Raw genomic sequence first — 20,335 nt, 5'->3', positions numbered from 1 at the left:
ACTCTGAAGGCATGACCAACAACATGCCCGGAAGAGCATTACGCATCGCACTGGCCGCGCTCGCCTGTGCCACGTTCCTCGGCGCCGTCGTCACCGTCCCGTCGGCCGCGGCCGCATCGGCAACCGGCGTCTCGGCGCGCGGAGAACTGCTGTCCGCCACCCCGGTGGGGCACCTGTCCCGCACCGAGGTCGTCGCGGCCGTCGCATCGATCCCGTTCGACACCACCCCCGTCCGCCACGGCGTGACCGGCTACCGCGTCACCTACCGCACCGTGGACGCCGCCGGCCGGCCGACCACCGCCAGCGGACTGGTGGAACTGCCCGACGGCAGCCGACACGACCTGCGGGTCATCTCCTACGGCCACGGCACCCGGGCCTACCGCGGCGGTGTCGCCTCGATGGCGGCGGGCAACGGCGACCGGGAGGCCGTCGAGTACTTCGCCTCTGCCGGGTACGCCGCCGTCGCGCCCGACTACCTGGGCCTGGGCACCGGGCCCGGTGCCCATCCGTACATGGACACCGCCACCGAGACGACCGCCTGGATCGACATGCTGCGCGCGAGCCGCACGCTGGCCTCCCGCCACGGCCACCGCCTCGAACCCGGCGTGCTGCTGACCGGCTTCTCCCAGGGCGGCACGGCGGCGATGGCCACCGGCAGGGCCCTCCAGCACGGCGCCGACCCGTACTGGAAACCGGCGGCACTGGCCCCCGTCAGCGGCCCGTACGACGTGCGGCACGCGGAGATCCCCGCGATGTTCCTGACCGGCGGTATGGATCCGGTCGAGGCCGCCTTCTACATGGGCTACTGGACGGTGTCCATGAACCGGCTGCACCACCTGTACGACTCGCCGTCGGAGGTGTTCCGGGCGCCGTACGACACCCTCGTCGAGGGACTGTACGACGGTGACCACACGGAGGAGAGCATCGTCGCCCAACTCCCCGCGAGTCCGGCCGAGTTGCTGACCCCGCGGTACGTCCAGCGGCTGCTGCACCCCACCGGCGCGCTGCTGGCCGCACTGCGCGACAACGACACGACCTGCCAGTGGCACCCGGAAGTCCCGGTCCGCCTGTACGCGGCGGACGGGGACCGGGACGCGGTGTTCGCCAACGCACTGCACTGCCGGCGGCAGCTGCGCGCTCACGGGGCGGACGTGCCGCTGGTCGACGTGGGCGACACCGACCACGTCGGCTCGGCCATCCGCGCCATCCCGCAGGTGCTGGACTGGTTCGCCCGTCAGGACTGAGGCCGGGGAGGCCGCCGGGGGCGCTACCGGACCGCCCGCACATGACGTGCGATGAGCGCATAGACCTCCCGTGCCCTCACGTCGTCCTTGCCGTCGTATCCGTGATCCACCCCCGCCACCTCGTGGAGTTCCACCAGTGCTCCCACGGCCCCCAGTCGCGAGGCATACCGCTCGCCCTCCGCCCTGAGGAGGTCGTACTCGGCGGTGATCACCAGTGCCGGGGCGATGCCCGTGAGGTCGGCCGTGTCGGACGGGTGGGCGGGGGAGACCAGCGGGTCGGTGCGGTCCTTCGGCTCCGGGACGTACGCCGTGTCGAACACCTCGGCCATCCAGGGCCGCAGCACCGGTCTGGCGACGGCGGCCCGCTTGTCGTTCGCGCTCGTCGCCAGGTCCAGCGGGGGATAGTGGAGGACCTGGAGGGCGATCGAGGGGCCGCCCTCGGCCAGCGCCCGCCGGGCCACCGCCGCCGCGAGTCCGCCGCCGGCGCTCTGTCCGCCGACGGTCAGCCGGGCACCGTCCCAGCCCTGTTCGGCCGCGTGTTCGGCGACCCAGCGGACCACTTCGTAGGCCTGGCGCGGCGGAGCAGGGAAGGGATGCTGCGGGGCGACGACGTAGTCGACGTTGACCACGGCCACCCCGGCCTCGGCGGCCAGGAACCGGCAGAGCGGGTCGTCGAGTTCGGTGAGCGACATGACGTAACCGCCGCCGTGGAAGTTGACGTGCACCGGGGGAGCGGGGTTCGTGGCCGGCGGCAGGTACACCGTGGCGCGGGCCGGGGCGACGGCCGTCGGGATGGTCAACGCGCGCACGGTGCGGGGGAATTCGGGGAACCGGGCGTGCGAGGCGGCGTCCGAACCCGGGCCGCTCGGGCGCCGGCTCGCGAACCCGGTCAGGCGCTGCATGGTCTTCGCGGCGAGCGCGGCGGCCGAAGGGCGGGCCAGAAGGGACATACGGCTCCGATCGGGAGGGGCCTGCACCATGGGGCGGTACCCGGCGGGCGACGGATCGACCATCAGGAATCCTGACGATCGTCGGGTGACGATAACCCCCGTTCCGATCGTGGTGTCAAGCCCCGCGGCGATCAGCGGGGGTGTCGGCCCGGCCCGTCGTGGTCGCGGGGCGGGTGGCCGCAGGGGCCGTGTTCGGGCGGCGGTACCGGCATCCCCGTCTCCTTGAGGGAGGTCACGCACGCGGCGAACTGGGCGCCCTCGATCATGTGCTCGCTGTCGGAGGCGGCCTCGGCCAGGCTCGCGCACGACACCGCCAGCAGCGCGGCGCCCGCGACCAGCGGCAGTGCGCGGCGCGGTGGCGGCGGGGCGAGCAGCGCCCGGACCCGCTGCGGCACCGCGCCCCCGGTCGCCGCGAGCGTGGCCCGGGCCCGGGCCGGGGCCTTGGCCGAGGCGAGGGCCGCCCGGCCCACCGCGCGCGCCACGACCGTGCGGTCCCCGAGGCGTACCGCGGCCTCCTCGTCGGCCCAGCGCTCCAGCACGAAACCGCCGGTCTCCCCGACCGGCCGCAGCAGCGGGCAGGCGGCCGCGGTGAGCCGCCAGGCGGTCTGGAAGAGATGGTGGCGGCCGCGCAGATGGGCCCGCTCGTGTGCGAGCAGCGCCTCCCGCTCGGCGTCGCCGAGGCAGCGCAGCATCCCGTGCGAGACCACGATCCGGCCCGGTGCCCCCGGGAGCGCGAAGGCGTGCGGCGACGCGTCGTCGAGCACGGCCAGCTCCAGGTCCCCGGGCAGCCGTGCGCACTCCCGGCGCGCCCAGAGCAGATGCCGTACCTGTCGTACGGCGGCGACCGTGAGGCCGGTGAGGGAGGCGAGCAGGGCGACCGTCGCGACCGCGGACACGGTGAGGTACACGGGGTCGTCCGCGCGCAGCGCCGTCACCGACCAGCGGCCCTCCTCCGCGACCTCGGGGATCTGTGCCAGCCCGGTGAACGCCAGCAGCGCCAGCGAGCCCAGCCAGCCGAGCGCCGTCACCAGTGCGCCGCCGGCCAGCGCCCACGCCGCCGGGCGCGGCGCGAACCGCCGGGCGAGCCGGGGCGCGAGCACCGCGAGGACCACGGTGACCAGGAAGGGGACGTAGACGCTGACTGTCATCGGCTCACGGTCCTTCGTCGGCGGGGCCGCCGTCGTGTTCCCCGAGCAGGCGCTGCAGCAACTGCTCGTCCTCCTCGGAGAGTTCGGAGACGAACCGGGCGAGCACGGCCTCCCGGTCGGAGCCGCGCTCCAGCAGGGTGTGCATGCGCTGGGCGGTGTCGGACGCCTCGTCCCGCACGGGCGCGTACGCGTAGCCGCGGCCCGCCCGGTGCCGTACGAGCGTGTCCTTGTCGTGGAGCCGGGACAGGATCGTCAGCACCGTCGTGTAGGCGAGGTCCCCCGGCAGCCGGTCCTGGACCTGCCGGGCGGTCAGCGGCTCGGAAGCGGCCCACAGGGCGGCCAGCACACCACTCTCCAGCTCGCCGCGGGCCCGTCGGCCGGTTGCCTCGCCGGTCTCGTCGATCTTCCGGTCGTGCACCGTTCACCGTCCTTCAACCAGCATTCGAGGTCACAGCCTACCGGGACTGCTACTACGGCTTGTAGAACCGGGGGCGGGCGGCTGTGAGCTGCGCGAAAGCGGTCTACTACAAGTTGTACGAGATTACCTACTACATGTTGTAGAGTTTCGCCGCTCCACTCCACCTGCGGAGTCTCTGCGGAGGAACCCACCCATGCCCCACCTCGGAAGTACGGTGCATCTGCGCGCCCTGGCGGCCGCCGCCCTGCGTCCCCGTCCCGCCCCGGTGCCCCGGCGCGCGACGCCCGCCGAGCGCGTCGTGATCGTCTCCGCGAGCATCGGCGCGGGCCACGACGGCGCCGCTCGCGAACTGGAACGCCGGCTGACGGCGGCCGGTGTCACGGTCGACCGGTACGACCTGCTCGACCTGCTGCCCGCCCGACTCGGCCGGACCGTCCGTGACGGCTACCACCGGATGCTCGTCCGGGCGCCCTGGATCTACCAGCGCGTCTACTCCAGCACCGAACGCGCCGGAGGCGGCGGCCCGCTGGCCCGCGCGCTGCTGCGCACCGCCGAGAACCGCATGCTCGACGCCCTCCCCGCCGACACCGGCGCCGTCGTCTCCACCTACCCCGGCGCCAGCCGCGTCCTGGGCAGTCTGCGGCTCGGCGGGCGCCTCGACGCACCGGTGTTCACCTATCTCACCGACTTCTCGGTGCACCCGCTGTGGGTGGCCGAGGGCGTCGACGTGCACCTCGCCGCCCACGCCGTGCCCGCCGCCCAGGCCCGCGCCCTGGGCGCCCGGGACGTCCGGGTGGGCGGCCCGGTCGCCGACCCGCGCTTCCGTCCCGCCGACGCCGAGCGGCGCCGGGCGGCCCGGGCCCGGTTCGGGCTGCCCGCGGACACCCCGCTGGCACTGCTCGTCGCCGGCTCCTGGGGGGTCGGCCCGGTCCGGCAGGTGGCCCTGGAACTGCGCGACTGCGGCGCGGCCGTACCGGTCGTCGTCTGCGGCCGCAACGAGGCCCTCGCAGAGCAACTGCGCGCCGACGGCATCGAGCACGCCTACGGCTGGGTCGACGACATGCCGGGCCTGATGCACGCGGCCGACGTGCTGGTGCAGAACGCCGGCGGGCTGACCTCGCTGGAGGCCTTCGCCGCCGGACTGCCCGTCGCCAGCTACCGCTGCATACCGGGCCACGGCCTCACCAACGCCGCGGCCCTCGACGAGGCCGGGGTCGCCGCCTGGATCCGTGACCCGGACCGGCTCAAGGACGTACTCGGCGATCTGATCGACGGCCCGCGCGGCCTGCTGCAGCGCGAGGCGGGCCACGCCCTGTTCGCCGCCGCCGGCGCGGGCCCCGCGGACGAGATAGCGCGCGCCTGCCGTGCGGCCGGCCCGCGCCCGGCTCCGCTCGGCCTCGACCGGCCGGCACCCCCGTCGGGCCCGGCCGCGAGCGCCCCCGGCACCGCGTCCGTACCGCGCGGGTCCCGCCCGGCCGTCCGGCGCCTCGCCGTCAGCGTCGCCGTGGCCTGTGCCGTCTGGGCCGGCGCGGTCGGCACCGCGGTCGCCACGACCGGCAGCGGCTCTGGTGTCATCCACGCCATCGGCCACACCCTCGACCTCGACGACGACGTCCACCTCGGCGCCCCGCAGCAGCAGGACCATCACTCATGACCCCCGCACCCGCCTCCGGTACGGCCCCGCACCCCGCCCGCCCGACGGAAGGGCCCTACTCGTGACCGCCACCGCACCCCTCCTCCGCGCGGCCGCGTTCGCCACCCTCCCGGCGCTCGCCCTGCACTCGGCGCCCGTGGTCTCCACGTTCGGCCCGCTGCGCAACCGCGTCATGCCCCGGCTCGCCGGCCGCGGCCGCGCGGACCATGTCGCCCTCACCTTCGACGACGGCCCGGACCCGCTGTCGACCCCGTTCTTCCTGCGGGCCCTGGACCAACGGAGCATCCGGGCCACCTTCTTCCTGCTCGGCAGCCAGGCCCGCCGCTCGCCCGGCCTGGTCCGTGAGATCGCCGCCGCCGGGCACGAGATAGGGATCCACGGCTGGCTGCACCGACCGCTCCTGCTGCGCGGCCCCCGGGCCACCCACGACGACTTCGCCCGGGCCCGGGACACCGTCGGCGCCCTCACCGGACAGGCTCCCCGGCTGTTCCGGCCGCCGTACGGAGTGATGTCCACCGCGGCCCATCTGGCCGCCCGCCGGCTCGGTCTCACCCCGGTGCTGTGGACCTGCTGGGGCGAGGACTGGACCGCCCGCGCCACCCCGGACTCCGTGCACCGCACGGTCACCCGGGACCTGGACGGCGGCGGCACGATCCTGCTGCACGACTCCGACTGCACCTCGGCGCCGGGCGCCTGGCGCTCGGCCCTGGGCGCGCTGCCGCGCATCCTGGACACCTGTGACCGGCGGGGATTCACCGTCGGACCGCTGCGTGAGCACGGACTCTGACGACCGGCGCGTACCCACCGCGCAGTACGGCGGGTAAACCCGTGCAGTAATTTACTTGAGTTACGCAACGATATGGTAAACTGGCCGGTATGTCCACAGAACCGCTGCCAGTCGTCCCCGCCGCCACGCCGGAGGTCGTCGAGATCGAGCGTGCCCTGACCCGTATCACCTATCTCAGCACCAGGGCCCGGCAGCACGAGCGGCTGATGGCGCTCGCCGGCGTCCCGCTGGACCGCGCCGCGGTGGCCCTGCTCCGCCAGGTCGCCGACTCCGAGCCGCTGCGCCCGGGAGAGCTGGCACAGCGGCTCGGAGTCGAGGCATCCCATGTGACGCGCACGGTGCAGCAGCTCCAGAGGTCCGGCTACGTCACCCGCGTCCCCGACCCCGACGACCGCCGCGCCCAACGGATCGAGCTCACCGACGGCGGCCGGGAGGCCGTCGACCGCGTCCGGGACGCCGGGGCACGCGGTATGCAGCTGGCCCTGGGGGAGTGGGAGCCCGAGGAACTGCGGCAGCTGGCCACGCTCTTCCACCGCATGGTCGACGACTTCCTGGCGTACGCGGTCGAGGACGAACCCGGCCAGGAGACCACCGAGACGGAGCCCCCGGCCTCCCGGGCCGTGTGAGGCGCAGGTAGGCGCGGCCGGGACGGCGCGGCCGGGTCGGTGGTCCGGTCGGAGCAGGACCCGGCGGCGAGCGGGGCGGTACCGCCCGGTAATATCCGGCGGCAGATCGTCAGAGGAGGCTGTGTGGCCCGGTCCGAACGTTCACCCCTGCTGCTCGCGGGGTTGCTGGCGACAGCCGGCGTCGCGCACTTCGCGGCACCGAAGTCGTTCGACGCGACGATTCCCAAGGTGCTGCCGGGTCCGCCGAGAGCATGGACGTACGGCAGCGGGGCCGTGGAACTGGCCCTGGCCGCGGGGATCGCCCTGCCGCGGACCCGCGCGGTGGCGGCCCGGGCGGCCGCCGCCTTCTTCGTGGGTGTGTTCCCGGCCAACGTCCAGATGGCCGTCGACTGGCAGAAGCGGCCCGAGCCGCTCAGGACCGCGGCCCTCGCCCGGCTGCCGCTCCAGATTCCCCTGGTGCTGTGGGCGCGTGGTGTCGCACGTGACGAGGAGGGCCGATAGATGGCGTCAACTGTCGAGGTGGGAAGCAGGATCGAGGACTTCGCGCTGCCGGACGAGACCGGTACGACGCGGACCCTCACGGATCTGCTGGCCGACGGGCCGGTCGTGCTGTTCTTCTATCCCGCCGCCCTGTCGGCCGGCTGCACCGCCGAGGCCTGCCACTTCCGGGACCTGGCCGCCGAATTCGCCGCCGCCGGCGCCCGCCCCGTCGGGATCAGCGGGGACAGCGTGGAACGCCAGCAGGAGTTCTCCGGCAAGCACACGCTCGGCATGCCGCTGCTCTCCGACGCGGACGGCGCCGTCCGGGAGCTGTTCGGCGTCAAGCGGGGCTTCTCGATCGCCCCGACCAAGCGGGCCACCTTCGTGATCGCCCAGGACCGCACCGTCCTGGAGGTCGTCCGCAGCGAGCTGCGCATGAACACCCACGCCGACCGGGCACTGGCCGCCCTGCGCGCCCACCAGGGCTGAGCGGACGGCCCGGGCCCGCGCTTGATGCGCCGGGGCACAGGTCTCATCCTGGGGCGTATGGAGCGTGTCGCTGCCACCGCGGTCGTCGACGCCCTGGGCAGGGTGACGGGGTGGAGCGAGGGCGCGCGGATGCTCACCGGACACCGGGCCGAGGAGGTCGTGGGCAAGCCCGCCGCCGACCTCCTCGCCGAGGCGGTCCCCGTCCGGGCACTGGCCACCGGCTCCGGGACCGTCGCACTGCGCCATGCCGACGGCCGCCGCCTGGAGATCGCCCTGACCGCCTGCCCGGTCCTCGGTCCCGACGGCGGCACCACCGGCCACGTACTCACCGCCGACCCGCCCTGGCAGACCGATTCCACGCCGGCCGGCCAGGCCTTCCAGCAGGCCTCAGTCGCCATGGCGGTCTTCGACGTCCGACAGCACTACCTTCGCGCCAACCATGCCGCCTGCCGCCTCATGGGCGTCCCCGAGGAGGCCCTGCTCGGCCGCTTCCTCCTGGACACCGTCGAGGAAGCCCCGCACAGTGACGGCTTCCTGCGCCACCTGCGCCAGGTCGTCGAGACAGGCCGGCCCGTCCGCTACGAGACCTCCACCGGGGGCCCGGCCCTGAACCGGGACCACGCGTGGAACATCGAGATGTGGCCCTTGCGCGACCCCGCCGGCGAGCTGACCGCCGTCGCCCTGGCCGCCTTCGACAGCACCGAGGAGTACCTGGCCCGGCTCCGGCTCGCCCTCCTCAACGAGGCGGCCACCGCCATCGGCACCACCCTGGACGTGGTGCACACCGCCGAGGAACTCGTCGACCTCCTCGTCCCCCGGTACGCCGACTTCGCCAGCGTCGACCTCCTCGACTGGGTCCTCGGCGCCGAGGAACTGCCCACCGTTCCGGAGGGCGACATCGCGCTGCGCCGCGTCGCCCACGGCTCCGTGACCGAGGGCACCCCCGAGGCCGCCGTACGGCTGGGCGACGCCGAGGTGCACCCGGCGGCGTCCCCGCCGGCCCGGGCGCTGCGGGAGCGGCGGGCGGTGGTCAGCCAGGCCGGCGAGCCCGAGTTCCGCCGCTGGGTCGAGGAGCGCAACGCCCTCTCGCCCGCCGGCCGGCCCTACCGCCAGGGCGTCCACTCCATGATCGCCGTACCCCTGCAGGCCCGGGGTGTCCTGCTCGGCGCCGTCGTGGGCGTGCGCATGCGCCACCCCGACGACTACGTCATCGACGACACCGTCTTCGCCGAGGAACTCGCCAGCCGCGCCGCCGTCTGCATCGACAACGCCCGCCGCTTCGCCCGCGAGCGCTCCACCGCCCTCGCCCTCCAGCACAGCCTGCTGCCCAGCGGCCTGCCCGGACAGGCCGCCGTCGAGGTCGCCCACCGCTATCTGCCCTGCGGATCGCTGGCCGGCATCGGCGGCGACTGGTTCGACGTGATCCCGCTCTCCGGCAGCCGGGTCGGCCTGGTCGTCGGCGACGTCGTCGGCCACGGCATCCGCTCCTCCGCCACCATGGGGCGGCTGCGTACGGCCGTACGCACCCTCGCCGACGTGGACCTGCCCCCCGACGAGCTCCTCACCCACCTCGACGACCTGGTGACCCACCTTGCCGCGGACGGCCCCGGCGAGGAAGTCGCCGAACTGGGTGCCACCTGCCTGTACGCCGTCTACGACCCGGTCTCGCGCCGGCTGAGCCTCGCCGCCGCCGGTCACCTGGCGCCCGCGATCGTGCTGCCGGGCGGCGAGGCCGAGCTGATCCCGATGACCGCGGGCCCGCCGCTCGGCGTCGGCGGTCTGCCCTTCGAGGCGACGGAGCTCGAACTGCCCGAGGGAGCCGTCGTCGCCCTCTACACGGACGGTCTGGTCGAGGACCGCGACCGGGACGTGGACCGCGCCACCGAGGAGATGTGCCGCGCCCTGAGCGCGCCCGCCGACTCCCTGGAAGCCCTCAGCGACAACGTGCTCAAGGCCGTCATGCCGGAACAGCCCGCCGACGACGTCGCCCTGCTGCTGGTCCGCACCCGCGCCCTCGGCGCCGACCGGGTCGCCACCTGGGACGTGCCGCCCGACCCTGCCCAGGTGGCGCACTTCCGGCAGGCGGCCACCGAACAGCTCACCGCCTGGGGCCTGGACGAGGCCGCCTTCGTCACCGAACTCGTCGTCAGCGAACTCGTCACCAACGCGATCCGCTACGGCGAACCGCCCATCCAGCTGCGCCTGATCCGCGACCGCGCGCTCATCTGCGAGGTCGCCGACGGCAGTTCGACCTCACCGCACCTGCGCCGGGCGCACGCCTACGACGAGGGCGGCCGGGGCCTGCTCCTCGTCGCCCAGCTCACCCAGCGCTGGGGCAGCCGGCAGACGGGCAGCGGCAAGACCATCTGGGCCGAACAGCCGCTGCCCGAGGGCGCGTTCCCGGTCGCCGACGAGTGACCGGTCCCGCCGGCTACTGGAAGTCGCAGCCCGGGTTCGGCACCGACTCCGAGTACGGCGAGCCGTGCGGCAGGATGTAGAGCACGTCGAGGACCAGGTCGGTGTCACCCAGGTTGGCACCCAGGTGCACGTCGCCCGGCCCGCCCGACTCGTACACCGTGCCGCCCCGCTTGTAGACGCCGTCCTCCTTGCAGTCGGAGTGGAAGTGGCTGAGGGTGCCCTTCTGGACGTACCCGTAGACCGGGCCGTCGTGGTAGTGCCAGCCGGTGGTCTGGCCGGGCGGGACGGTGATCTCCCGCAGGACGTAGTCCGTGTCACCGATGGTGGTCTGACTGATCACCCTGCCGGTCACACCGGGTCCGGCGGGGGTGGCGTAGGCGGTGCCGCAGGTCAGCAGAGTGCCGGCGGCCACCGCCCCGGCCATTGCGGTACGGAGCGCGGTACGCATGTGTGGGGGCCTCCTGAACCGAAGATCGAGTACCTTCGTGAACATAGGCTCCCGCACGGCCGGCCGGGGCAGGAACGGCTCAATCCGCGTACGCGCGGGCGGCGTTGCCGCTCATCCGTTCGGACACCGCCCGTCACCCCTCACCCGCCGAGCCCGGCAGCCGCCACGCCGAACTGCGCACCAGCCCGTCCTCGCGCAGTTTGATCATCGCCTTCCACGAGTCGACGTACCTGCCGACCCGGGGGTTGGGCCAGTGGATCAGATACAGGTCCACGTACTCCTGGCCCAGCCGCTGCCGTGACTCCTCGAAGGAGGCGAGGGTCTCCTCGTAACCGTGGTGTCGTCCCTCCAGCCTCGCGGACGGAGTGCGCGGTTGCGAGGAGTTCGGGGCGGCGTAGCCTGGACATGATCGACGCCAACCCGGCACTGGAGGTGGGCGATGTTCATCCGAATGCTGCGGCGCCGACTGCCGCGTGGCCTTGTCCTTCTCGGCAACGGCCGTCTCATCCGGGGGTTCAGCGGCGGCGACTACGACGGTCACGGATACCAGTCCTGACACGCCTGCACCCCTGAACGGGAGGAGGCGCGGTGGCTCAGGACTCCGATGCCCTCGTGGCCATGACGCACATCCTTTCACCCCACTGCCGTGTCACCAGGTTGTCCGGCGGGGCCCTCATCGCCGACTGGCGACGCACGCGTTTTCTCGGCATGACGACCGCCGACGTCCGGAAGTTCGTCGGCGGAGACGTCGAGGAGCGTGCGGAACTCGTCACCGGTCTCGTCCGAGCCGGATGTGCGACGGCCCGGCGAAAGGCCCACGCGGACGCCGAGATCGGGCTCTGGCTCCGCGGTGTGCATCTGCTGATCCGTGCCATCGGTTTCGGACGCGTCCTTCGGCTGCTGCCCCTGGTCGCCCCCGGCTACACCCGCGCGGACACCCCTTCCCCGCAGGATGTGGCACGGCTGAAACGAGCGGTCGAAGCACACGGCCGCAGAAGCTGGTTCGTCGACGACGACTGCAAGGCCGAGGCCGTGACGGCATTCGTCCTCCTGCGGCGGTGCGGCTTCGAAGCCACGCTGCACGTCGGTGTGCGTGAGCACCCGTTCGCCCTGCACGCCTGGACGTCAGCGGCCGGGCTGTGCGTTCCCGCCGCCGCTCCGCGAGGACACGCCTTCACGCCGGTTCTCTCGATCGGCTGCGGAAGCGAGTGATATTGGAAGCGCTCCGACTCGAATGGTCCGGGGGCGACGCGAAGCTGTGGACCGCGGGGGCGATGGCTCGGCAGAGACTCGTGACAACGGTCTCCTCACCGGCCGGCACCGCGGCGGTCGTCGGCTGGGCCGACTCGGTCCATGACCGCCAGGCGGGCGCCCGAGCTCTCCTCGACGCCTTCGACCGCCCCGGAGCCGAACCGCCACTGCCGACCGGTGACTTCGCGGCTGTCCTGGTGTACCGCGACCGCGTGCTGCTGATGCGGGACGCGCAGGCACGCATCCCGCTGTTCTTCAGAGAGTCCGGCGGCCGTGTGAGCGCCGTGAGCACCGCGGCGCGCAGCCTGGGGCACCCCGCGGAGTTGGAACGGCGTTACTTCTGCCGCTGTCTGACCGGGAACATGGCCCAACCACATACGGAGCTGAGCCCGTTCGCCGGGGTGCACCGGGTCCTCGGCGGCGAAGTGGTGGAGCTCTCGGTCACCGGACGGCTGCGCGGCCGGTCGGTACTCCGCGCCCGCCGGCCCTGCGACCCGCCGGCATCGCCCGACGGACCCGGCCCCGGTGCGGCCGGGCAGGATCTGCGCCAAGCCCTGGAGCAGGCCGTCGGGCGCCGCCTCGGCAGGACGACCGCATGTCACGTCTCCGGCGGCACCGACTCCACCAGCGTCGCGTTGCTCGCGGCGCGCCTGCTCGCCGAGGGCGAGGACCCCGACGCGGACCTGATCCTGCTCGCCGGGCGCTTCGACGGGGGAGAACTGGCCGGGGAGCGGCCGTACCTCGAGGAGGCCGTCGACGCGGTCCGCCGGCTGGCACCAGCGGCCCGTCCGGTGATCGTCGAGGCCGACGACGTGGCCGACTTCGATGACTTCGAGCACCATGCGGGAGACTCGGACGAGCCGCACGCCCACGCCTTCCGCGCCCCGTTCTGGAACCGGCTGCATGCCGTTGCGGCGGAGCTGGGCTGCGACATCCTTCTCACCGGTTGCGGAGCCGATCCGGTCGTCGACACCAACCCGCTGCACCTGCACCGGCTTGCCCGCTCCGGAAGGCTCCGGGAGCTGACCAGGCAGGCACGCGCCCATGCCGCAACGAGTGAACGGGGTGTTCGCGAGATCGTCGGCACCCACGTGGTGCGGCCGGCGCTTCCGCTGGCGGCCGAACGGTTCGCGAGGCTCGTCCATCGCGGAACAGTACTCGGGGGACTCGGCAACTTCACTCGCCCGCCCTGGTTGCGACCCGAATTCGCGCGGGCTCACGGCTACCGCTCGGCCAGCATCGCCGAGAGCCGGTTCGTGTTCGGGAGCCGGCCGGAGCAGTCGCTCTACGACGCGGCCAACTACCTTGCCGCGCCTGACCCGTTGTCCTGGCGCTACGCACAGCAGAACGGGTTCTTCCTCTCGCACCCCTTCCTCGACCCGGAGGTGGTCGCGACGATGCGGCGCCTCCCCGCCGAAGTCACGATGCGGGCGGGCCGTTCGAAGGCGGTTCTGCGCGAGGCGATGGCGGATCTGCTCCCGCCCCGGATACACGGCCGAACGGCCAAGATCCCCTTCAACGACCTCTACGTCCGTGGTCTGCGGGCACACGGCGACGAACTCATCGACCTCTGCCGCTCCGCACGGCATCCGCTCATCGCCGAGATGTTCGACGTCGACACGCTGTGCCGGGCGGTGCGCGAGGCTCAGTGGGGGATGGGCGACTCGTACTCCTGGGACCGCGTGAACTGCTCGCTCGCGCTGGTGGTGTGGCTGGAGCGGCTGGGGGACCGGCGTTCGGCGGTACCCGGGGCGGTCGTGCCCGTCAGAGCTTGCTTTTGATGTCCCACAGGGTGCGCTCCACCGGCCCTGTCTCGACGATTCGGATGCCGTACCGTTCTGCCACTTTTCCGGGCGCCTCCTTCCCGTCTGGCATGTTGACGGTTTCCGCAATGTCTACGCCGTGAGCGCCGAACTCCCAGTAGACGTTGATGTGTCGGGTGTCCCTAGTCTCCTCGTCGATGGCGTTGTTCTCGTGAAGCGTGCTCTCGTAGATGAGGGAATCAAAGTCCTTGCGCTTTTTCAGCCAATCGGGCACCCGCCCGCCGGCCCAGCTCCTGAAACCCGTTGTGGCGGGCTTCAATTGGTCGAGAGACACGCGGTCCTTGCGCGTGAGGTGTGCGCTGGCGTAGAACGCCACCTGGTCGTACTTCGTGTCCTTGGGTAGTTGCACGACGACTCGAGCGCTGACGGTGTCGTTCGCGCCGATCGGATCTCCGTAGCGCATCCATGGTTGTGCCTCGACCAAGTCACCTGGCTGGTACCTCTCTCTACGCGACAGTGGATTCGTCCCCTCGAATGATGTCCACTGTTCGGCAACGGCTCGCCACTCCTGGCGAAGCCGGTCCTGCCGGATCAGTGGCACCCGTTGCCCCATGGCGTGGAATTCGGTGCCCAGTACGTCGAAACTCAAGTCGCTATGGTTCTCAAGAGTGATCTGGACCGGCACTGAGAACGCCTTTCGATCCGGACTCAGCACCGGGTCCCCCGTGGTCAGCCTGATGACGGGCCTGACTTCGCGCTGTGACGGCAGGTAGAGATTCTGATAGCCGAAATTTCCTACCGCAATGGCGGTGGTGGCGAGCAGCGTCATTGCCACCCGTTTGGGAGCAGGGATCGTGGCCAATGTCCGCCAGACGGCGTAGACGGCCCATGCCGAACCCAGTGTGAGGGTGCCGAGCAACGCCTTCCAACCTGCCGAGTCGGCGTTGCTCAGCAGTTCGAGGAAGAGCGTCAAGTTGGCCAGGAAGGCCACGAAGGTACCGAGCAGTGCCACCAGGCCGGAGTGGGGGAAAGTCCGGAGCAGCCAGTGGTCCATGAGCGCCGCGGCGCCCAGGAACGAGATGAAGGCGACCCCGACGAGCACCGCACCGGTGAGGCGACCGGGAAAGGTGAAGGCGCTGGTCAGGTCCCCCACACCGAAATAGCCCAGCGCCGCGGCCGTCAGCAGGAGGACCAGCAGGACCGACACCAGGCACACGCGTGAGCGTCCGTTGTGCGCCAGAGCCCGTTGCGCCCGCTCGCGCGTGGTGTCCCGCGACTTCTTGCGAAGGCTCACGCGGCCACCTGCCTCGCCGTGTCAACGGTTTTCACGAGTGTCTCCTTCGCGGACCACAGCGGACCAGAAGCTCTGCCACCAGGGATTTCGAGATCATCGTCCGTGGAGAACCGTCCGATCGCCATCCGCGTGCCTCCGGATGCAGGAGCACCCGGTGCATCACCGCGTCCCATGCCGGGGTACTTCACCAGTGGCCGGTACCGACGACCAGCGGAGCGCACATGACGACGGAAAGCAGCACGGGGAACCCGGCGGTCGAGGTGAACCCCGTCTCCGGGCACATCGGGGCCGAGATCACCGGCGTCGACCTCACCGAAGAACTCGACGACGTCGTGGTCGGGCTGATCCGGGAGGCCGTGCTGCGTTGGAAGGTCGTCTTCTTCCGGGACCAGCGCCTGGACCACATCGGGCACGTCGCCTTCGCCCGCCGCTTCGGCGAACCGGTCGTGCTCGGCCGGCGTGGCAGCGCCTCACCGGCCGGCTTCCCCGAGGTGGAGACCACCGCCGACCGGCTGGAGCTCGGCGGCCGGTTCGGGATGGAGCACGAGGAGTGGCTCCAGAGGCGCCGGCACACCCTGCTGCGCGGCTGGCACTGCGACCACGGGGCGCGGATCGACCCGCCCTCCGCGACCATCCTGCGCGCCGAGACCGTCCCGCCGTACGGCGGCGACACCACCTGGGCCAATCTGGCCGCCGCCTACGCCGGGCTCTCCGCGCCCGTGCGCGCCTTCGTCGACGGCCTGCGCGCCGAGCACCGCCTCGGCGTCGGTTACCAGCCCCGCCCCGGTGATGACACGTATCTGCGCCACCTCCTTGACCATCAGGTGGCCTCGGTGCACCCGCTGGTGCGCGTCCATCCGGAGAGCGGCGAGCGGGTGCTGTACGTCAACGGCTACTACGTCGAGCAGATCGCCGACGTCTCCCGCCCGGAGAGCGCCGCACTCCTGGAGATGCTGCTCGAACAGGCCGTACGGCCCGAGTACACGGTCCGCTTCCGCTGGGAGCCCGGCAGCGTCGCCTTCTGGGACAACCGGGCCACCATCCACCTCGCGCCCAGCGACAACGCCCACCTCGGCTTCCCCCGGGTCATGCACCGGGTGATGCTGCACGGCGAGGTTCCGGTCGGTGTGGACGGCAAGCCGTCCGAGCCGGTGACCGGCACGGAGGTGGGCCGCTGGTGACTCAGGCAGCGGACCCGGGGCGCCAGCCCAGGGCCGGACCGAGGTGGGTCGCCAGGTCCGTGAGGATCTGGACGTAGTCCTCGTGCTCGAACGTGAACGGCAGCGCGAAGGCCACCTCGTCGACCTCGCGGAACCCGGCGTGCGCGTGCAACCGCTCGACGATCTCCGCCGAGGTGCCGACGATGTCCGGGGCGAACAGCAGCCGCGCCGGGCCCTGCGGGGTGGTGGTACGGGGCAGGCGCTTGGCCGCGTACGCCTCGTACCTGGCGCGCTGCTCGGGCGTGGCGGAGTCGGTCGGGATGACGACCAGGCCCTGGGAGACCCGGGCCGCCTCGCCGTCGGGATGGTGGGCGCGGAACTCGCGGATGTGCGAGCTCTGGATCTCCGCGAAGTCGTACGGCCCCTCCGGGTCCACGGCCCTGACGACACTGCTCGTCAGGAAGTTCATGGCGTGCTCGCCCGCCCAGCGCGCGGAGCCGAGACTGCCGCCGCCGTACCAGAGCCGGCGCCCGAGACCGGCGGAGTGCGGCTGGACGACATCGGAGAAGACCTCGAAGCCCTCGACCCCGCTGAAGTCGGTGGCGGGCTTGCCCCGGACGAAGTCCAGGAGCCGCCGCACCCGCTCGTAGCTGAAGTCCTCGACATCGGCCGTGTCCGGGTAGAGGGCCTCCCTGACCTGCTCGTAGTGCATGGGCGGGCCCACGCTCACACCGGGGTTGAGGCGGCCCCCGGACAGGATGTCGACGGTCGCCAGGTCCTCGGCGAGCCGCAGCGGGTTCTCCCAGCCCAGCGGGATCACCGCGGTGCCGAGTTCGATCCGGCTGGTGCGCTGCGAGGCAGCCGCGAGGACGGCGACCGGGGACGAGATGCCGTACTGGAGATGCCGGTGGCGCACCCATGCGCTGTCGAAGCCCAGCCGCTCGCCCAGCTCGATGATCTCCAGCGTGGACTCGTGCCCCCGGCCCGGATCCGCGCCGTCGAACAGGCCGATGGTGAGGAAGCCCAGTCTGCGCAGGGGGCGGGGGGTGGACGGCACGGGTCCTCCAGCGGTCGTACGTCAGTTCTGCCCCGATTGTGACACCCGAACATTGCGGGAGTGTGATCAGCTGCGGATCAGGCCAGGGGGATGGTGATCTCGTCCTCCACCGGCGGGTCCAGCTCCTGGGGCCGGTTGCCGGTGGCGGCGAAGCAGCGCAGCCGCACCGCCTCCGGGCTGACGTCGAGGCGTAGGAAGCACTTGAAGAACGGCGGGCTGTAGGTGACCGAGCCCGGGGAGAACAGCTGGGTGTAGATCTTCTTCACGGGCAGCCGGAAGCGGGAGCCGCGGCCCGGGCGGCTGCCGGCGCCCAGCAGCGTCGCGACCAGGCGGGTGCGGCGGGTGACCCGGGTGTCCGGGGCGGGCGCGCGACCGGGTCTGATGCCCAGCCGCTCGGCGATCACGGCCGTGGCCTCGGCCTCGCTGAGCGTGAAGAAGCGGGGGAGACGCAGTCTGCGGCCGTACAGCCGGCTGTAGAAGGCGAGGGAGTCGCCGCGCAGCGGGTAGCAGCGGAAGTCGTCCTCGGTGACGTTCGCGACCGAGACCGGCGGGATGGTGTGGGTGGCGTGCATGAAGGCACCGCCGCCGCCCGCGACCACGTACTGGATGGTGCGCCCGTCCACGTCGACGGGGTAGCGCTGGTAGTTGTGGATGTCGCCGCCGATCGCCGCCACATAGTGGTGGGCCGGGTCGCGCACGATGTCGTCGACCGTGCCGCCGCCCTCGATCGGGCACGGGTGGTGCTCGCCGTCCACGTACAGCGGGGAACCGGTGACGAGGATCTTCGGGCGCGGCCCCCGGGACACCTCGCGCAGCCAGGCGCCCTGTTCGGCGTCGACGGTGCCGAGCAGCCCGGTGTCGATACCGACGATCCGCACCGGCCCGGCGTCGATGGCCCAGTACGGGCCCGGCTGCACGGCCGTCTGCTCCGGTGCCGACCGCAGCTTCCGGGCCTCCGCGAGGAGTTGCTCGTCGGCCGGGCGCGGCCGGTGCCACAGCAGGGCGCGCCACCAGGCACGGGTCAGCGGGCGGGGCCCCGGCTCGGCCGGGAGCGGCGCGGCCTCGTCGCAGAAGACGCGCATGAAGGCGCCGAGGTCCTCGTACCAGTCGTGGTTTCCGGGTATCGCGTATATCGGCGCCGGATAGTCCTGGTACGGCCGGAAGAACTTGGTGCCGTAGTCGTCGGTGGCCCCGACCGGATAGATGACGTCGCTCGCGATCACCGCGAAGTCGGTGTCCCGACCGGCCTTCAGAAAGCCCGGGACGACGGCGTACTGCGAGTCGTCGCCCTCGCCGGTGTCGCCGATCACCATGAACGAGAACCGGTCCGCCTCGTGACGCCGGATCACCTTGTCGCCGGGTGCCCCGGCGGCCGCCTGCTGCGCCACCCAACGGCTGCGGGTACGGCCGGTCGGATCGCCGAACCAGGAGGACAGCACCCCGTTGCGGGCGGCCCACATGGTCCTCGGGTCGAACCAGAACAGCTTCTCGACATGGTCCGGCATCAGCCGGCGATAGGCACCGTGCTCGGCCTCGCCCCAGCCGGCGCCTTCTGCGGTCTCGCGTGAGGAGTCAGACACGCGGGAACCGTACAACGATCAACGGGTGGTTGTGGCGAGGGGGTTGGGGCGGGACAGGTCGGCCGCACCGACGAGGTCGTCATGGTGCGGGAGACCTGCCGGCCCGGTCGGCTTACGAGGACCTTCCACGGTGGAAATCCCTCCGTAACGCCAACCTTGTCAACTCTTATGCAACGATGATTCATCTCAGTGGACATCCTGTAGTGAGCAGGGAGGGCCCCATGACGACCGAACCCGAAGCAGCCGCCCCCGATCTCGCCGAACTGGTGCGGGCCGACGGCGTCGAGTTCGTCCTCGCCGTCTTCGTCGACCTGACCGGCAAGCCGTGCGCCAAGCTCGTCCCCGCCCAGGCCGTCGGGGAACTGCGGGACGACGGCGTCGGCTTCGCCGGATACGCGGCCGGCGCCCTCGGGCAGCTGCCCAGCGACCCGGACGTCGTCGCCCGCCCGGACGCCTCCTCGTACACCCCCCTCCCCTTCGTGAAACCCGGCCTCGCCCTCGTCCACTGCGACCCGTACGTCGAAGGGAAGCCCTGGCCGTACGCCCCGCGAGTCGTCCTGCGCACTGTGCTGGAGCGGGCCGCCGCGCAGGGCCTCTCCCTGGCCGTCGGCGCCGAGGTCGAGTACTTCCTGGTCAACCGGGACGAACACGGCGTCCTCAGCGTCGCCGACAGCAGGGACACCGCCGTGCGGCCCTGTTACGACGCCCGCGGCCTGACCCGGATGTACGACCACCTCACCGCCGTCTCCAGTGCCATGAACAGCCTCGGCTGGGGCAACTACGCCAACGACCACGAGGACGGCAACGGCCAGTTCGAGCAGAACTTCAGGTACGCCGACGCCCTGACCACCGCCGACCGGGTCATCACCATGCGGTACCTGGTGTCGGTCCTCGCCGAACAGCGGGGCATGACCGCCACGTTCATGCCGAAGCCGTTCACCGACCGCACCGGCACCGGCATGCATCTGCACCTGTCACTGTGGCGGGGGAACGAGCCCGCCTTCCCCGATCCCGCCGACACCCGCGGCCTCGGACTCTCCCCGCTCGCCTACTCCTTCGTGGCCGGGATCGTCGAGCACGCGCGGGCCCTCCAGGCGGTCATCGCACCCACCGTCAACTCGTACAAGCGGACCGGCGCCGTCTCCACCCGCTCGGGCGCCACCTGGTCGCCCCGCGTCGCGGGCTACGGCGGCAACGACCGCACCCACTTCGTCCGCGTCCCCGACGGCAACCGGATCGAACTGCGCGGCGGCGACGGAGCCGCCAACCCCTATCTCGCCGCTGCCGCCGCCCTGGCCGCCGGGCTCGACGGCATCGAACGCGGCCTCGACCCGGGCGAGCCGGGGGCCGGCGGCAAGGGGCCGGAACTCCCGCCGACCCTCCTGCACGCCGTCGAGGCACTGCAGGCCGACGAGGTGATCAGCGGCACCCTCGACGCGGCCGGACCGGGAGTGAGCCGGTACTTCGCCGACCTCAAGCGCGAGGAGTTCTTCGACTGGCACTCCACGGTCGGCGCCTGGGAGCTGGACCGCTATCTGACCGCCTTCTGACGGGACTTGGGAAGGGAC

Annotated in this window: 18 protein-coding genes and 1 pseudogene; 11 read left to right on the top strand and 8 right to left on the bottom strand. The window is 72.2% G+C overall.

All coding sequences use genetic code 11. From position 1 onward, the window contains the following. The first annotated feature begins 11 nt into the window (after positions 1–11). A complete protein-coding gene (locus tag ACFWPS_RS44960; protein ID WP_383717561.1) occupies positions 12–1,244 on the top strand; it encodes an alpha/beta hydrolase family protein in 1,233 nt (410 codons plus the stop codon). Positions 1,245–1,267: 23 nt separating this feature from the next. Here ACFWPS_RS44960 and ACFWPS_RS44955 read toward each other — a convergent pair whose 3' ends face one another. The 3 genes from ACFWPS_RS44955 to ACFWPS_RS44945 all read right to left on the bottom strand — a co-directional run bounded on the left by ACFWPS_RS44955 (position 1,268) and on the right by ACFWPS_RS44945 (position 3,760). Next, entirely contained in the window at positions 1,268–2,194 is a 927-nt protein-coding gene (locus ACFWPS_RS44955; protein WP_383717558.1) for an alpha/beta hydrolase fold domain-containing protein, read from the bottom strand. Between the two features lie 131 nt (positions 2,195–2,325). Next, positions 2,326–3,342, bottom strand: a complete 1,017-nt coding sequence (locus ACFWPS_RS44950; RefSeq protein WP_383717555.1) for a M56 family metallopeptidase — start codon at positions 3,340–3,342, stop codon at positions 2,326–2,328. Positions 3,343–3,346: 4 nt separating this feature from the next. Next, complete coding sequence (locus tag ACFWPS_RS44945) at positions 3,347–3,760, bottom strand: BlaI/MecI/CopY family transcriptional regulator (RefSeq protein ID WP_383717552.1); 414 nt, start codon at positions 3,758–3,760, stop codon at positions 3,347–3,349. Between the two features lie 193 nt (positions 3,761–3,953). On the opposite strand from ACFWPS_RS44945, the gene ACFWPS_RS44940 reads away from it, so the two are divergent. From ACFWPS_RS44940 to ACFWPS_RS44915, 6 genes are all read left to right on the top strand, one after another. Beyond that, positions 3,954–5,414 (top strand): glycosyltransferase, encoded by a 1,461-nt coding sequence (locus tag ACFWPS_RS44940; protein WP_383717550.1) that lies wholly within the window; start codon positions 3,954–3,956, stop codon positions 5,412–5,414. A 61-nt stretch (positions 5,415–5,475) separates the two neighbouring features. Then, positions 5,476–6,201 carry a polysaccharide deacetylase family protein gene (locus tag ACFWPS_RS44935; RefSeq protein ID WP_383717547.1) on the top strand — a complete coding sequence of 242 codons (726 nt, stop codon included), beginning with the start codon at positions 5,476–5,478 and terminating at the stop codon, positions 6,199–6,201. An 89-nt stretch (positions 6,202–6,290) separates the two neighbouring features. After that, complete coding sequence (locus ACFWPS_RS44930; protein WP_383717544.1) at positions 6,291–6,827, top strand: MarR family winged helix-turn-helix transcriptional regulator; 537 nt, start codon at positions 6,291–6,293, stop codon at positions 6,825–6,827. Between the two features lie 123 nt (positions 6,828–6,950). Next, positions 6,951–7,328 (top strand): DoxX family protein, encoded by a 378-nt coding sequence (locus ACFWPS_RS44925; protein WP_383717541.1) that lies wholly within the window; start codon positions 6,951–6,953, stop codon positions 7,326–7,328. After that, a complete protein-coding gene (locus tag ACFWPS_RS44920) occupies positions 7,329–7,796 on the top strand; it encodes a peroxiredoxin (protein ID WP_383717538.1) in 468 nt (155 codons plus the stop codon). Positions 7,797–7,853: 57 nt separating this feature from the next. After that, on the top strand, positions 7,854–10,214 hold the full coding sequence (locus ACFWPS_RS44915) for a SpoIIE family protein phosphatase (RefSeq protein WP_383717535.1): 2,361 nt from the start codon (positions 7,854–7,856) through the stop codon (positions 10,212–10,214). A gap of 13 nt (positions 10,215–10,227) precedes the next feature. Here ACFWPS_RS44915 and ACFWPS_RS44910 read toward each other — a convergent pair whose 3' ends face one another. Further along, a complete protein-coding gene (locus ACFWPS_RS44910) occupies positions 10,228–10,662 on the bottom strand; it encodes a cupin domain-containing protein (RefSeq protein WP_383717533.1) in 435 nt (144 codons plus the stop codon). Between the two features lie 172 nt (positions 10,663–10,834). After that, a pseudogene (locus ACFWPS_RS44905) lies at positions 10,835–11,023 on the bottom strand (aldo/keto reductase); the annotation flags it as partial. 227 nt (positions 11,024–11,250) lie between these two features. On the opposite strand from ACFWPS_RS44905, the gene ACFWPS_RS44900 reads away from it, so the two are divergent. Further along, positions 11,251–11,874 (top strand): lasso peptide biosynthesis B2 protein, encoded by a 624-nt coding sequence (locus ACFWPS_RS44900; protein WP_383717531.1) that lies wholly within the window; start codon positions 11,251–11,253, stop codon positions 11,872–11,874. A 62-nt stretch (positions 11,875–11,936) separates the two neighbouring features. Further along, complete coding sequence (locus ACFWPS_RS44895) at positions 11,937–13,694, top strand: asparagine synthase-related protein (RefSeq protein WP_383717528.1); 1,758 nt, start codon at positions 11,937–11,939, stop codon at positions 13,692–13,694. Here ACFWPS_RS44895 and ACFWPS_RS44890 read toward each other — a convergent pair. After that, positions 13,678–14,970, bottom strand: coding sequence for a hypothetical protein (locus ACFWPS_RS44890; RefSeq protein ID WP_383717526.1), 1,293 nt, complete (start codon positions 14,968–14,970; stop codon positions 13,678–13,680). The two genes, ACFWPS_RS44895 and ACFWPS_RS44890, sit on opposite strands and share 17 nt — an antisense overlap. Before the next feature lie 221 nt (positions 14,971–15,191). On the opposite strand from ACFWPS_RS44890, the gene ACFWPS_RS44885 reads away from it, so the two are divergent. Then, the gene (locus tag ACFWPS_RS44885) at positions 15,192–16,151 is read left to right on the top strand and encodes a TauD/TfdA dioxygenase family protein (RefSeq protein ID WP_383717523.1); all 960 of its coding nucleotides are present in this window, start codon (positions 15,192–15,194) and stop codon (positions 16,149–16,151) included. A 1-nt stretch (position 16,152) separates the two neighbouring features. Here the strand turns inward: ACFWPS_RS44885 and ACFWPS_RS44880 are convergent, their stop codons facing one another. Both ACFWPS_RS44880 and ACFWPS_RS44875 read right to left on the bottom strand, forming a co-directional pair. Beyond that, on the bottom strand, positions 16,153–17,187 hold the full coding sequence (locus tag ACFWPS_RS44880; protein ID WP_383717521.1) for an LLM class flavin-dependent oxidoreductase: 1,035 nt from the start codon (positions 17,185–17,187) through the stop codon (positions 16,153–16,155). A 77-nt stretch (positions 17,188–17,264) separates the two neighbouring features. Beyond that, entirely contained in the window at positions 17,265–18,767 is a 1,503-nt protein-coding gene (locus tag ACFWPS_RS44875; protein ID WP_383717519.1) for a metallophosphoesterase family protein, read from the bottom strand. Between the two features lie 221 nt (positions 18,768–18,988). On the opposite strand from ACFWPS_RS44875, the gene glnT reads away from it, so the two are divergent. Further along, on the top strand, positions 18,989–20,317 hold the full coding sequence (gene glnT, locus ACFWPS_RS44870; protein WP_383717516.1) for a type III glutamate--ammonia ligase: 1,329 nt from the start codon (positions 18,989–18,991) through the stop codon (positions 20,315–20,317). Positions 20,318–20,335 lie beyond the last annotated feature (18 nt).

This window comes from Streptomyces sp. NPDC058457 (genome assembly GCF_042720695.1).
In the GTDB taxonomy this organism is placed as follows: domain Bacteria; phylum Actinomycetota; class Actinomycetes; order Streptomycetales; family Streptomycetaceae; genus Streptomyces.
Note: the sequence above shows the minus strand (reverse complement) of the source record. Positions and strands in the feature narration are given on the sequence as shown.